Origin of the sequence: Pseudotabrizicola sp. 4114, assembly GCF_031457365.1 — a bacterium.
Taxonomy (GTDB): Bacteria; Pseudomonadota; Alphaproteobacteria; order Rhodobacterales; family Rhodobacteraceae; genus Pseudotabrizicola.
In genome coordinates this window covers 58,294-72,152 of the sequence record NZ_JAVDWP010000008.1, presented here as the reverse complement: position 1 = coordinate 72,152, position 13,859 = coordinate 58,294, and the positions used below count along the sequence as shown (strand labels likewise).

Genomic DNA, 13,859 nt, shown 5'->3' with positions numbered 1-13,859 from the left:
GGGATCATGAAGGCAAAACCAAACACACGGCTCTCGTCACAGGCCATGGCTTTTGTTCTGGCAGGCGGACGGGGAAGCCGCCTGAAAGAACTGACCGACCGCCGCGCCAAACCGGCGGTCTATTTCGGCGGCAAGACCCGGATCATCGACTTTGCCCTGTCCAACGCGCTGAATTCGGGCATCCGCAAGATGGCGATTGCCACGCAGTACAAGGCGCACAGCCTGATCCGCCACATGCAGCGTGGCTGGGGGTTTTTCCGGGCCGAGCGGAATGAATATCTGGACATCCTGCCCGCCAGCCAGAGGGTGGACGAGACGAAATGGTATCTGGGCACCGCCGATGCGGTCACGCAAAACATTGATATCGTGGATGATTACAAGGTCAAATACGTCATCATCCTTGCGGGCGACCATATCTACAAGATGGATTACGAGATCATGCTGCAGCAGCATGTGTCGTCGGGGGCCGATGTGACCATCGGCTGTCTGACCGTGCCCCGGATGGAGGCTGTGGCCTTTGGCGTGATGCATGTCGATGCCGAAATGAACATCACCCAGTTTCTGGAAAAGCCCGCCGATCCGCCCGGCATTCCCGGCGATCCCGACAATGCTCTGGCCTCGATGGGGATCTATATCTTCAACTGGGATCTGCTCCGCGATCTGTTGATCCGCGATGCCGAAGACCCGAACTCCAGCCATGATTTCGGCAATGACATCATTCCGCAGATCGTGAAGAACGGCAAAGCGGTGGCGCACAAGTTTGCCGACAGCTGCGTGACGGCGGGGCTGGAGGATGAGCCGTATTGGCGAGATGTCGGCACGATTGATGCGTTCTGGCAGGCCAATATCGACCTGACCGAGTTTGTGCCCAAGCTGGACCTTTATGACAACAGCTGGCCGATCTGGACCTATGCCGAGATTCTGCCGCCGGCCAAGTTCATTCATGACACCGAAGGCCGGCGCGGCATGGCGGTGTCTTCGCTGGTGTCGGGCGATTGCATCGTCTCGGGGTCTGAGGTGCGCAATTCGCTGCTGTTCACCGGCTGCCGCACCCATTCCTGGAGCACGCTGGATCATGTGGTGGCGCTGCCGCAGGTCTGCGTCAACCGCAAGGTCGAGTTGCGCAATTGCGTGATTGACCGCGGGGTGATCATTCCCGAAGGGCTGGTGGTGGGGCAAGACCCGGAAGAAGATGCAAAGTGGTTCCGCCGCACCGAGGCGGGTATCGTATTGATCACGCAAGATATGCTGGATATGCGGGCGCGAAAGCTGGACTAGGGGATTTCGGGTGGAAACCCCGGGGGGCTGTCTGCCCCCCGGACCCCCCGAGGATATTTGAGCCAAGATAAAGGGGCTAAGATGACGGGTCGGGTTCTGTCTGTTGCGTCGGAATGTGTGCCCTTTGTCAAGACTGGCGGGCTGGCCGATGTTGTCGGCGCTTTACCCGCCGCGCTGGCCGCCGTCGGGTGGGACATGCGGGTGCTGATCCCGGCCTACCGCGCCTTGCGCCCGATGCTGGCGCAGATGACCCCGCTCTGGGAAGAGCCGGGGTTGTTTGGCGGCCATGGCACGGTTTATGCGGGGCAGGCCGAGGGGATAGCGCTGCTGCTGTTGGACGCGCCGCATCTCTATGACCGCGAGGGCGGGCCCTATAGCGGTCCGGGGGGCGACTGGTGGGACAATCCGCAACGCTTTGCCGCCCTGTCCTGGGTGGCCGCCCGGATCGCGCGTGAGGGGATTGCGGATTGGCGGCCGGATGTGCTGCACGCGCATGACTGGCAGGCCGGGTTTGCGCCGGCTTATCTTGCCTATCAGGGGGCGGGTGCGGTGAAATCGGTGATCACCATTCACAACATCGCCTTTCAGGGCTGGGCGCCGGTCAGCCTGATCAACGAGTTGCGGCTGCCGGGCGAGCAGTTTTATCCCGACGGGCTGGAGTATTACGGCGGGCTGTCGAGCCTGAAGGCCGGGCTGGTGACGGCGGACTGGATCACCACCGTCTCGCCCACCTATGCGGCCGAGTTGATGCGGCCCGAGTTCGGGATGGGGCTGCAAGGCGTGGTGGCGGCGCGTTCTGCTCGCGTGTCGGGCATTCTGAACGGGGTCGATACCGGGCTGTGGTCGCCCGAGGCCGGGCCGCGGCCCTACAGCGCCAAGGCGCCGGGGGGCAAGGCGCAGGCGCGGGCGGCGCTGTGCGCGGAATTCGGGGTCGAGGTGCCGGGGCCGCTGGCGATCGTGGTCAGCCGGTTGACGGATCAGAAGGGCATTGACCTGCTGCCGCAGGTGGTGCCCGGTTTTGTCGCGGCGGGCGGTGGTCTGATCGTGCTCGGCTCTGGCGATCCGGGGCTGGAGGCGGCGATGCGCGCTCTGGCGCAGGCGCATCCGGGCCGGGTGGCGGTGCGGATCGGGTATGACGAGGCGCTGAGCCACCGGCTGTTTGCCGGGGCCGATGCGGTGCTGGTGCCGTCGCGGTTCGAGCCCTGCGGGCTGACCCAGATGTATGGCTTACGCTTTGGCACCCTGCCGGTGGTGGCGGCGACGGGCGGGCTGGCGGATACGGTGATCGGCGTCTCACCGGCGACTCTGGCTGCGGGTGTCGCGACGGGGGTCGTGTTCCATCCGACCGATGCGCTGGCCTTTGGTCAGGCATTGACCAAGCTGGTGGAGGTCCATGCCCAGCCCAAGTTGTGGGCGCGGCTGCAAAGGAACGCGATGGCGCATCCGGTCGGCTGGGAAACCTCGGCTGCGGAATACGCCGCCCTGTACGAAAGCCTGCGCGCATGACACCGGGGCTGACGCCCTTGCCCGCGCGCTTGCCGGGCCATGCGGTCGGGCCGGGGCGGCCCTGGCCGATGGGGGCGAGCCTTGAGGGCGACGGCGTCAATTTCGCGGTGTTCTCGGCCCATGCCGAGCTGATCGAGCTGTGCCTGTTTTCGGCAGACGGGCGCAAGGAGATGGTGCGGCTGCCGTTCCGCGAGCGCGATGGCGACATCTGGCACATGCATGTCGGCGGGCTGACGCCCGGCACGGTCTACGGCTTTCGCGCGCATGGGCCTTATGCGCCCGAGCAGGGCCATCGGTTCAACCCGCACAAGTTGCTGCTGGACCCCTACGCCCGCGCGCTGGAGGGGCGGCTGCGCTGGTCCGATGCGGTGATGGGCTACAAGATCGGCTCCAGCCGGGGTGATCTGTCGTTTGACACGCGGGACAGCGCGTTCGCGGTGCCAAAGGCGGTGGTGACCGACACCTCGTTCACCTGGGGCAATGACGCCGCCCCGCGCATTCCGCGCTGCGAGACGGTGATCTATGAGACGCATGTCAAGGCGCTGACGCAACTGCACCCGGGCGTGGACAAGCCGCTGCGGGGCAGCTACCTCGCGCTGGCCTCTGACCCGGTGATCGCGCATCTGCAAAAGCTGGGGGTGACGGCGGTGGAGCTGTTGCCGGTGCAGGCCTTTCCTGATGACCGCTTTCTGGTGGCCAAGGGGTTGCGCAACCATTGGGGCTATAACACGCTGGCGTTTTTCGCGCCCGAGCCGCGCTATATGGCACGTGGCGCGCTGTGGGAGTTTCAGACCATGGTGCGCCGCCTGCATTCGGCGGGGATCGAGATCATTCTGGATGTGGTCTACAACCACACCGCCGAGGGCGATCAATGGGGGCCGACGCTGTGCTACCGCGGCCTTGATAACGCCAGCTATTACCGGCTGGCCGATGGCGGGCGGCATTATGTCAATGACACCGGCACCGGCAACACGCTGAACCTGACGCATCCGATGGTGCTGCGCATGGTGATGGATTCCCTGCGCTATTGGGTGGAGGTTTGTCACGTCGATGGCTTCCGATTTGATCTGGCGACCGTGCTGGGGCGGGAACTGCATGGTTTCGATCCCAACGGCGGATTCTTCGATGCTATAAGACAAGACCCGGTCCTGAGCCGGGTCAAGCTGATTGCGGAACCGTGGGACATTGGCCCTGGCGGCTATCAGCTGGGGCAGTATCCGCATCCGTTTCACGAATGGAACGACCAGTTCCGCGACGGGGTGCGCAGGTTCTGGCGCGGCGATGCCGGGATGACGCCGGATCTGGCCAAGCGCCTGCTTGGCAGCGCCGAGCGGTTTGACCATTCCGGGCGCTCTGCCACCAGTTCGGTGAATTTCCTGACCGCGCATGACGGCTTTACGCTGGAGGATCTGGTCAGCTTTACCGTCAAGCGCAACTGGGCCAATGGCGAGGACAACCGCGACGGCCATTCCGACAACCATGCCGACAATATGGGGGTGGAGGGGCCGAGCGATGACCCCGCCGTGCGGGCGGCGCGCGCGCTGCGCAAGCGCAACCTGCTGGCGACGCTGATGCTGAGCCAAGGCGTGCCGATGCTGCTGGCGGGCGATGAGCTGGGCCATTCTCAGGGCGGCAACAACAACGCCTATGCGCAGGACAATGCGGTGACCTGGCTCGACTGGTCAGACCCCGACCCCGCGCTGACCGATTTCATCGCACGGCTGACCGCGCTGCGCCGGGCGCATCTGGTGTTGCGGCAACGCCGCTTTCTGCACGCGCGCAAACGGGCCGCCGATGGTCTGCCGGATGTCAGCTGGCGCAAACCCGATGGCAGCGCGCCCACCCCGCAGGACTGGCACGACCCGGCGTTCCGCGCGCTGGGGGTCGAGCTGCGGATGGCTGCCGAAGGCGGGGATCCGTGCTGCGATGCGGTGCTGGCCTATTTCAACTGTGGTGGTGCTGTCCCGCTGACCTTGCCCGCCTCGGCCCGATGGGAGCTGGTGCTGGACACCACGCGCCCCGATCTGACCACCGGACCCGCGCCTGCCGAGTTGCCGGCGCAGTCTGTCTTGATGTTTCGCTCCGCCCCGGAGGAGGGGCGAGCCCAAGGAGAACACCCATGATCACCACCGTCGCCACCCAACCGATTGCCGGACAAAAACCGGGCACCTCTGGCCTGCGCAAGAAAACGCCGGTGTTCATGGGCCGGCACTATCTGGAAAACTTCACGCAGGCGATTTTCGATGTGGTGGGGGCAAAAGGCAAAACCTTTGTGCTGGGCGGTGACGGGCGCTATTTCAACGACCGCGCCGCGCAGGTCATCCTGCGGATGGCCGCCGCCAATGGCGCGGCGCGGGTGATCGTGGGGCAGGGTGCGATCCTGTCGACGCCCGCTGCCAGCCATCTGATCCGTCTGAACCAGACCGATGGCGGCATCATCATGAGCGCGTCGCACAACCCCGGCGGGCCGGAGGAGGATTTCGGCGTCAAGTTCAACATGCCCAATGGTGGCCCGGCCCCGGAGCAGGTGACCGAGGCGATGTTTCAGCGCACGACAGAGCTTACCGAGTACAAGATGCTGGAGGCGCAGGATGTTGATCTGAACACCATCGGGCGCTCTGACCTTGGCGGCATGATCGTCGATGTGGTCGATCCGGTCAGCGATTATGCAGCACTCATGGAAACCCTGTTCGATTTCCCCGCCCTGCGCGCGCTGTTCGCAGGCGGCTTTCGCATGCGGATGGATGCGATGTGCGCGGTGACCGGCCCCTATGCGGTGGACATTCTGGAACACCGTCTGGGCGCGCCCAAGGGCACCGTGACCCATGCGACCCCTTTGCCCGATTTCGGCGGCATGCACCCCGATCCGAACCCGACCTGGGCGCATGAGCTGATGGCCGAGATGATGGGGCCGGACGCCCCTGACTTTGGCGCGGCAAGCGACGGCGACGGCGACCGCAACATGGTGGTGGGTCGCGGGATCTATGTCTCGCCCTCCGACAGCCTTGCGGTGCTGGCCGCCAATGCGCATCTGGCCCCCGGCTATGCACGCGGCCTGGCCGGTGTGGCGCGTTCTATGCCGACCTCTGCCGCCGCCGACCGGGTGGCCGATGCGCTGGGGATCGCAAAGTTTGAAACGCCGACAGGCTGGAAATTCTTTGGCAACCTGCTCGACGCGGGCAAGGTCACCCTCTGCGGCGAGGAGAGCTTTGGCACCGGATCGGACCATGTGCGCGAGAAAGACGGGCTTTGGGCGGTGCTCTTGTGGCTCAACATTCTGGCCGCGCGCAAGCAGTCGGTGGCCGAAATTCTGGGCGACCATTGGGCCACCTATGGCCGCAACTACTACAGCCGCCATGATTTCGAGGCGATTGCAACCGACAAGGCCGATGCGATGATGGCGGCCCTCCGCGATCTGTTGCCCGGCCTGCCGGGGCGCGAGATCGAGGGCATGACCATCACCGCCGCCGATGATTTCGCCTACACCGACCCCATAGACGGGTCCGTCAGCGCGCAACAGGGCGTGCGTATCCTGTTCGCCGATGGCAGCCGCATTGTGATGCGCCTGTCCGGCACCGGCACCGAAGGGGCCACGCTGCGGGTCTATCTCGAACGCTACACGCCCGGCCCGGGCGGGCTGGACCATGACCCGCAACAGGCTCTGGCCCCGGTGATCCGCGCGGCCCATTCGCTTGCGCGGCTGGAGGAGTTTACCGGCCGCACCACGCCGGATGTGGTGACCTGAGCCAAAGGGCGGACGCCTCCGGCGGGAGTATTTCAGAAGCAGCAATGCAAAGGGCGCTTACCTGGTCATTGCTGCTTGCCAAATACTCCCGCCGGAGGCGTCCGCAGCTTTCGTCTGGCCGGAGCGGTGTCGTTCAGCGGAATTGCTTGGCCAGCTTCAGGCCTTGGCCCTGATAATTCGAGGCGATTTTCTCGCCATAAAGCGCGTCGGGACGTTCGGCCATGCGCTCGTAGACCAGACGGCCCACCACCTGCCCATGTTCCAGCACGAAAGGCGCTTCGTGGCAGCGCACCTCCAACACCCCGCGCGAGCCTGCGCCCCCTGCGGCAGCATGGCCGAAGCCGGGGTCGAAGAACCCGGCGTAATGCACGCGGAATTCGCCGACCATCGCCAGATAGGGGGCCATCTCAGCCGCGTAATCGGGCGGGATGGTCACCGCCTCGCGGCTGACCAGAATGTAGAACGCGCCGGGATCGAGGATGATGCGGCCGTCAAGCGTGCGGATTTCTTCCCAGAACTCGGCGGCGGGGTAATGGCCAATCCGGTCCAGATCGACCACGCCGGTATGCGGCTTGGCCCGGTAGCCGACCAGATCGCCGGTAGTGGGGCGCAGATCGACCGAAAAGCCAAGGCCTTCGGAGATCACCGGGGTGCCATCGACCAACGGCTCGACCGTGTGCAGCGCGGCCAGATCGGCATCGGACAGGACCGCTTGCCCATGGCGAAACCGGATCTGGTTCAGCCGCTGACCGGCGCGGACCAGCACCGAGAACGACCTGGGGCAGACCTCGGCATAAAGCGGGCCGTCGTAACCATCGGGAATCCGGTCAAATTCGGTGCCGCCATCGGTGATCAGCCGGGTCAGCAGATCCAGCCGCCCGGTCGAGGATTTGGCATTGGCCACCGCTGACAATCCGGCGGGCAGGGCCAGCCGCTCCATCAGCGGAATCACATAAACGCAGCCCTTTTCCAGCACCGTGCCATCGGTCATGTCCATCCGGTGCATCTCGAACTCGGCGAGACGCTCGGCCACCGGGCGGCCCTTGCCGGCCAGAAACGAGGCGCGCACGCGGTAGGCCATGGTGCCCAGCCGCAGGTCAAGGCTGGCGGGCTGGACCTGTTCGGGCAGGATCGCGGGGGTCGCATGAATCGCGCCCTGGGTGATCATCTGGCGCAGTTGTTGCGCGGCAAGAACCCCGGTCTTCGTCATGGCGCACCCCCCAAAGGCTGTAAATGAAAACCGCCCGCAAGGCGCAAAGCCAAGCGGGCGATTTTGGAAATGGTCGGGCCGGAGAGATTCGAACTCTCGACCTTCCGCCCCCCAGACGGACGCGCTAACCAGGCTGCGCTACGGCCCGAACATGCCGGGATACATACTGATATTCGCGGGCGGCACAAGCAGGAAAGCACCGGAGTCTCGTGACAAAACGACGGGCCCCACAAAACGTCAGGACTCAGCCTTGCGCCCGCGCCGGGCCGGACAGCCGGGCGCGCAGGGTCAGAGCCTGATCCCGGATGTCCGTCAGGCGCTGCCGGTCAGCCGGTGACAGATCTGCTGCTGGCACTGCACGCAGCCTTTGCGCGAGGGTCGGGCCAGTGATCACCACCGGGTGTTCGGTCATGGCTTGAGGGGGGGCCGGTTCGGGCTCAGCCGGTGCGGGCTCAGCTGGGGCAGGCTCAGCCTTTGCAGGTTCAGCCTTCGCAGGTTCTGGCACTGTTGGCCCAGACTCTGCTGCCTCAGCCGGGGCCGGAACGGGAGGCGCTCCTATCCGGGTGATGCGCAGCGCAAGGGGGGGCACGGACCCGCGCGATCCGCTGTCTGCCGATTCGTCCGGCGACAGATCTTGCGTCTCTGCCTCATCGGCCCAGACGGCCATCGGCGCCTCGGCCACCGGGGTTTCCGGCATGCTGGGCGGCGCGACGGGCGGCGGGGGGGGCGCGCGGGAAAACAGATCGGCCACAACGGGGGCGGAGGTCGGGGGCGCTGTGGGCCCAGACGCAGTCGGCACAGGTTCCGCCGTCACCGGAGGTGGCGGTTCGGCAATATGTGGTGGGTCGTCGTCGGGCAAGCTGACGCCCGCCTCTTCCGCCTCGCTGTCGTCTTGCCAACCGGCAGGACCATCGGCCTCGGGCTCGGGAAGCTCTGCCACAGGGGCGGGGGGCGTGACCACCGGCGCGCGCAGGGCGGCTTGCAGGGCGATGATCTGGGCGGTTTCAGCCTCTGCCGGCGGCAGGCTTTCGGACAGTTCGGGCGAGCCGGTGGCCTGAGCCAGCGCGGTTGCCAGATCGTCATCCTCGTCCATGTCGGTGCTGTCATCGGAAACGCCAGAGACATGGCGCACGCCTTGCTCGCGCAAGATTTTCTGCACGCCGCGAATCGTCAGACCCTCTTCGTGCAACAGCCGCTTAATGCCGGTCAGCAGGGCCACGTCGGCCGGGCGATAATAGCGCCGCCCCCCCGCGCGTTTGACCGGGCGGATCTGCGGAAACCGGCTTTCCCAGAACCGCAGCACATGGGCCGGGGTCTCGAGCAGGTCAGCAACTTCCGAAATGGTGCGGAAGGCGTCGGGCGATTTGTTCATGCGCCGCGCTCTCCTTGTGTCATGCGGTTACTTCTTTTTGCCGGCTGCCACGCGATCGCGCATCAGATGCGACGGGCGGAAGGTCAGCACCCGGCGCGGGCTGATCGGCACCTCATCCCCGGTCTTGGGGTTGCGGCCCACGCGCGCAGATTTGTCGCGGACCGAAAAGGTGCCAAAGGACGAGATCTTTACCTGCTCGCCCGAGGCAAAGGCATCAGACATATGTTGCAGAACCGCTTCGACCAGCTGGGCTGATTCATTCCGGCTCAATCCCACCTCGCGGAAAACGGCTTCCGACAGGTCCATACGGGTCAGTGTTTTTTCGCTCATTCGCAAATCCCCCCCGGGCTGGTTCAGCAAAGGATGCGCTGACACGATTTGCGAGTCAATATCAGACACTTGAAGGGCGTAGTTAAATCGCCCTCACCAGCGAAGAACCACCGATCCCCAGGCCAGACCACCGCCGATGGCTTCGGTCACGATCAGATCGCCCTGCTTGATCTGGCCGCGCGCCTTGCCGACCGACAGCGCCAGCGGGATCGACGCGGCCGAGGTGTTGCCGTGATCCTGCACGGTGACCACCACCTGATCCATCGACAGCTGCATCTTTTTGGCGGTGCCTTCGATGATGCGGATATTGGCCTGATGCGGCACGATCCAGTCGACATCGCCACTGGTCAGACCGGCCTTTTCCAGACAGGCATGCGCAGTTTCTGCAAGTTTTTCAACGGCATGGCGGAACACTTCCTTGCCCGCCATCCGCAGGTGCCCGGTGGTGCCGGTGCTGGTGCCGCCATCGACATACAACAGATCCTTGTAGCGGCCGTCGGAATGCAGGTCGCTGGCAAGGAGCCCCCGGTCTGACGACTCGCCGGTGCCGGTCTGCGCCTCCAGCATCAGCGCGCCCGCGCCGTCGCCGAACAGAACGCAGGTGGTGCGGTCGTTCCAGTCCATCAACCGGCTGAAGGTCTCGGCGCCGATCACCAGCACCCGCCTGGCCTGACCCGACAGGATCATGCCATTGGCGGTGGTGAGGGCAAAAACGAATCCGGCGCAGACTGCCTGCACGTCAAAGGCAAAGCCCTGGGTCATCCCCAGCTCGGCCTGAACCATGGTGGCGACCGAGGGAAAGGTCAGATCAGGGGTCGAGGTGGCAACGATGATCGCGTCGATGTCATCGGCAACCATGCCTGCATCGGCAAGGGCGGCGCGCGCGGCATGGGTGGCCAGATGCGAGGTCATCTCCCCTTCGGCGGCAAAGTGCCGCCGTTCGATCCCCGAGCGCGAGCGGATCCATTCATCACTGGTTTCCACCAGCGCTTCCAGATCGGCGTTGGCCACAACGCGCGCGGGCAGGTAATGGCCCACGCCCGCAACAACGGCGCGTAATGTCATGATCTTGCCCCGACTTCCCCGGCAGGTTCCTCTGCCACTTTCTTGACGGTCGATGCGATCCGTGCGGCCAGACGCTCGACAAAGCCGCTGCGGGCCAGCTGGATCGCCAGACCGATGGCGGCCGCCACGCCGGTTTCATCCGCCGAACCATGCGATTTGACCACTGTGCCGTTCAAACCCAGAAATACCCCGCCATTGACCCGTCTGGGATCAATGCGCTTTTGCAGGCGTTTCAACGAGTTGAGCGCCAACAGGGCCGCGAATTTCGACAACAGACCGGCCCCGAACGCTTCACGCAGGAAATCTGCGATCAGCTTGGCGGTGCCTTCGCCGGTTTTCAGTGCGATATTGCCGGTAAAGCCGTCGGTGACGATCACATCCGCGCGGTCGCCCGGAATATCCCCCCCCTCGACAAAGCCGACAAATTCAAACCCGCCTGCCTCGGCCGCCTCGACCATGCGGTCATGCGCGGTTTTCAGCTCGGCCCGGCCCTTGTGCTCTTCAGTGCCGACATTCAGCAGACCGACGCGCGGGCAGGACAGAGCAAGGCCATTGCGGGCATAAGAGGCACCCATGGCGGCAAATTGCAAAAGATCTTCGGCCTCGGCCTCGATTCCGGCCCCGACATCGAGCATCACGTTGAACCCGCCGGGGTTCCGGCTGGGCCACAGACAGGCAATGGCGGGACGGTTGACGCCGGCAATCTTGCGCAGGCGGACCATCGACACCGCCATCAAGGCACCGGTATTGCCGCAAGACACAGCGGCTTGTGCCGCACCGGATTTCACCGCGTCAATCGTGGACCACATCGACGTGCCCTCGCCATGGCGCATCACCTGGCTGGGCTTGTCACTCATGGTCACCACGCGGTCGGCATGCACGATTGTCACCCGGTCCGACAGACCGGGTTGCGCTGCGACCAGCGGGGTCAGCGTGGCACTGTCGCCATGCAGGATAAAGCGCACGTCACCGTGTTTGGCGGCACACAAGCCAAGACCGGCGACAACCACCGCCGGCCCACGGTCGCCGCCCATGGCGTCAACCGAAATGACTGTAAAAGCCCCGCCGTCAAGCTTGCCCGTCGCCGGATGTAGCAGTCCGCTTGTCATGGGCAGGGTGCGCCGTTCAGACGCGGCTTACGCCGCGTCCTCGTCCAGATCGACGTCTTTGGTGGTCGCCACGACTTCGCGGGCGTCATAGTGGCCGCAAGCGCCGCAGACGTGGTGCGGGCGTTTCAGCTCACCACAGTTGGGGCAATCAGCGGGGTTTCCAGCGACCAGGGCATCGTGAGCACGACGCATGTTACGCTTGGATTTGGTGACTCGGTTCTGCGGGACAGCCATGTCGCAACCTTTGGGTAGTGGGGACATGCCCCTGTTTTACTTGACGATTCTTCTAGCGGATAGCGCCGCCGGGGGCGCGTTTCCACACCCCGAATGAGGCGCGGAACATACATTTATCTGGGCGCGGTGCAAGCCCCATTCAGCAGATTGTGCATCAGCCTTCTGCACCACCCCCCATTTTGTCTTTCAATGCCGCGAGCGAGGCAAAAGGTTTCAGATCGGCATCACTTAACGGTTCCGCTCCCGGCGGGGTGGCCGCCACTTCGCCCAGTTCAGCCCCGGCCGCACGCGGGTACAGCGGCAAGGCCAGCACCAGCGCCTCCAGTGCGACGAGACCCACATCAATCACCTCGGGGATCGGTTCGGCCGTGTCGTCTTCGGGCATCTCTGCCTCGTCGCCGGTGGGCTCTTCCCAGTCAGAGACATAGCGCCGCAGCACTTTCTCGGTGATCTCGGCCCGGACCGGGGCCAGCGTCACGACACAGGGCTGATCGACCACTGTCTTCAGCTCGGCCTCCAGCACGAAATCGCGGTTCGGCGCCGGGCGGATTTCCCCCTTGAAGTGCAGGAACGGCACTGCCAGCAGACCCAGCTCGTCGGCAATCGCCCGGCGGGTTGCCGCATCGGGTTGCAGATCGAACCGCGTCGGCTTGCGCATCGACAAAGCACCGCTACGGAAGGTCTGGCTCAGGGCAGGTGGGGCGGCAGGGACCGACAGCTCGGGCGGGGAAACAGGGGCGCTTGGTTTTTTCATGGCGGGATCACCTTTGTATCACGTCGGGAAGGCACGAAGGGCACAAGGCCGGGATGAGACGCAGGCCACACGCGTTCCATTCTTGAACCGGCCCGCGTCCTTCTGTAAGCCTTTGTGTCAGGAGACGGGTCTTGATCCTGTGGCACCTAAGCGGCGATACCCCGCTTGGCAAGGCCGCAGGTGCAGTCATGGGCCGTGGTTGCACAGTAGACGATGGGTAGGGAATACAACGGATGGCATCGACGACAGCGCAGCGCGCCCGCAAGCCGGCGGCTTTTTCCCCACGCGGCATGCTGCGGGCCGTGGCCGTGCTGTGCCTTGCCGCAGCATTGACCGCCTGCGCCCCGATCTATCGCAATCACGGCTATGTTCCCGCCGAGGAAGATCTGGCAAAGCTGGAAATCGGTAAAGACACCCGTGAAACCGCCGCGCCAAAGGTCGGGCGGCCTTCAGCCTCGGGTCTGCTGAATGATACCGGCTGGTTCTACGTGCAAAGCCGCTGGGAACAGCGCGGCGCGATCGCGCCAAAGGAAATCGACCGTCAGGTGGTCACTCTGACCTTTACCGACGGCGGGGTGCTGCAGAATGTCGAACGCTTCGGGCTGGAGCGCGGCCAGATCGTGCCGCTGTCGCGCCGCGTGACCCAGAGCAGCGTCAAGAGCATGGGCGTGTTGCGCCAGTTGTTCTCCAGCTTTGGTCGCCTGAGTGCCGGGCAGCTTCTGGACAACTGAGGTTTTGTGCAGGCCCCCGGTCAACACGGGGGGCCTGAGCGGCCTGATCCTGGGGTTATTCCGACTCTGGCTCAAAGGTCAGCGCGACGCCGTTCATGCAATAGCGCAGGCCGGTCGGGGCCGGGCCGTCGTTGAAAACATGGCCCAGATGCGCGTCGCAGCGGTTACAATGCACTTCGGTCCGGCGCATGAACCAGCTGCTGTCTTCGGATTCGCCCACCAGCTCGCTGCTGATCGGCGCGAAAAAGCTGGGCCAGCCGGTGCCGGAGTCGAATTTCGTCGCCTGATCGAACAGGGGCGCGTCGCAGCAGACGCAGCGATAGGTGCCCGGCTCCTTTGGAAAATCATCATGGCTGAACGCACGTTCGGTGCCATGTTTGCGCGTGACCTTATAGGCAAGGTCTGACAGCGACTCGCGCCATTCGGAATCGGATTTGACAACCTTGTCCATAAACATCTCCTGTGGTTCTGTGCGGCTGACCTGCGCGCGGATGCGCCCGGTCACCGATGTATTTAGGGTGGGCC

At 64.6% G+C, this 13,859-nt stretch carries 13 protein-coding genes and 1 tRNA gene; 5 read left to right on the top strand and 9 right to left on the bottom strand.

Annotation, left to right across the window (positions count from 1 at the left end; translation table 11 throughout):
* The first annotated feature begins 6 nt into the window (after positions 1 to 6).
* The 4 genes from glgC to J2X53_RS16830 all read left to right on the top strand — a co-directional run bounded on the left by glgC (position 7) and on the right by J2X53_RS16830 (position 6,529).
* Positions 7 to 1,278, top strand: coding sequence for a glucose-1-phosphate adenylyltransferase (glgC, locus tag J2X53_RS16845; protein WP_349038654.1), 1,272 nt, complete (start codon positions 7 to 9; stop codon positions 1,276 to 1,278).
* 81 nt (positions 1,279 to 1,359) lie between these two features.
* A complete protein-coding gene (gene glgA / locus J2X53_RS16840) occupies positions 1,360 to 2,784 on the top strand; it encodes a glycogen synthase GlgA (RefSeq protein ID WP_349038653.1) in 1,425 nt (474 codons plus the stop codon).
* The gene (gene glgX / locus J2X53_RS16835; protein ID WP_349038652.1) at positions 2,781 to 4,907 is read left to right on the top strand and encodes a glycogen debranching protein GlgX; all 2,127 of its coding nucleotides are present in this window, start codon (positions 2,781 to 2,783) and stop codon (positions 4,905 to 4,907) included. Before glgA ends, glgX begins: the two co-directional genes overlap by 4 nt.
* Positions 4,904 to 6,529 carry an alpha-D-glucose phosphate-specific phosphoglucomutase gene (locus J2X53_RS16830; RefSeq protein WP_349038651.1) on the top strand — a complete coding sequence of 542 codons (1,626 nt, stop codon included), beginning with the start codon at positions 4,904 to 4,906 and terminating at the stop codon, positions 6,527 to 6,529. The genes glgX and J2X53_RS16830 overlap by 4 nt, the downstream gene beginning before the upstream one ends.
* Positions 6,530 to 6,662: 133 nt before the next feature.
* Here J2X53_RS16830 and J2X53_RS16825 read toward each other — a convergent pair whose 3' ends face one another.
* The 8 genes from J2X53_RS16825 to J2X53_RS16790 form a co-directional block, all read right to left on the bottom strand.
* Positions 6,663 to 7,739 (bottom strand): 2'-deoxycytidine 5'-triphosphate deaminase, encoded by a 1,077-nt coding sequence (locus J2X53_RS16825; RefSeq protein ID WP_349038650.1) that lies wholly within the window; start codon positions 7,737 to 7,739, stop codon positions 6,663 to 6,665.
* A gap of 70 nt (positions 7,740 to 7,809) precedes the next feature.
* Positions 7,810 to 7,887: transfer RNA gene (locus J2X53_RS16820), tRNA-Pro, on the bottom strand.
* A 96-nt stretch (positions 7,888 to 7,983) separates the two neighbouring features.
* Entirely contained in the window at positions 7,984 to 9,111 is a 1,128-nt protein-coding gene (locus tag J2X53_RS16815) for a MerR family transcriptional regulator (RefSeq protein ID WP_349038649.1), read from the bottom strand.
* Positions 9,112 to 9,138: 27 nt separating this feature from the next.
* Entirely contained in the window at positions 9,139 to 9,441 is a 303-nt protein-coding gene (gene ihfA, locus J2X53_RS16810) for an integration host factor subunit alpha (protein WP_349038648.1), read from the bottom strand.
* Between the two features lie 93 nt (positions 9,442 to 9,534).
* The gene (locus tag J2X53_RS16805) at positions 9,535 to 10,506 is read right to left on the bottom strand and encodes a beta-ketoacyl-ACP synthase III (RefSeq protein ID WP_349038647.1); all 972 of its coding nucleotides are present in this window, start codon (positions 10,504 to 10,506) and stop codon (positions 9,535 to 9,537) included.
* The gene (gene plsX, locus J2X53_RS16800) at positions 10,503 to 11,615 is read right to left on the bottom strand and encodes a phosphate acyltransferase PlsX (RefSeq protein WP_349038646.1); all 1,113 of its coding nucleotides are present in this window, start codon (positions 11,613 to 11,615) and stop codon (positions 10,503 to 10,505) included. The genes J2X53_RS16805 and plsX overlap by 4 nt, the downstream gene beginning before the upstream one ends.
* A gap of 27 nt (positions 11,616 to 11,642) precedes the next feature.
* Entirely contained in the window at positions 11,643 to 11,849 is a 207-nt protein-coding gene (rpmF, locus tag J2X53_RS16795; RefSeq protein WP_103333526.1) for a 50S ribosomal protein L32, read from the bottom strand.
* A gap of 154 nt (positions 11,850 to 12,003) precedes the next feature.
* The gene (locus J2X53_RS16790; protein ID WP_349038645.1) at positions 12,004 to 12,603 is read right to left on the bottom strand and encodes a DUF177 domain-containing protein; all 600 of its coding nucleotides are present in this window, start codon (positions 12,601 to 12,603) and stop codon (positions 12,004 to 12,006) included.
* Positions 12,604 to 12,836: 233 nt separating this feature from the next.
* On the opposite strand from J2X53_RS16790, the gene J2X53_RS16785 reads away from it, so the two are divergent.
* Positions 12,837 to 13,334, top strand: coding sequence for an outer membrane protein assembly factor BamE (locus J2X53_RS16785; RefSeq protein ID WP_349038644.1), 498 nt, complete (start codon positions 12,837 to 12,839; stop codon positions 13,332 to 13,334).
* A gap of 55 nt (positions 13,335 to 13,389) precedes the next feature.
* Here the strand turns inward: J2X53_RS16785 and msrB are convergent, their stop codons facing one another.
* Positions 13,390 to 13,785 (bottom strand): peptide-methionine (R)-S-oxide reductase MsrB, encoded by a 396-nt coding sequence (gene msrB, locus J2X53_RS16780; RefSeq protein WP_349038643.1) that lies wholly within the window; start codon positions 13,783 to 13,785, stop codon positions 13,390 to 13,392.
* Positions 13,786 to 13,859: the final 74 nt, after the last annotated feature.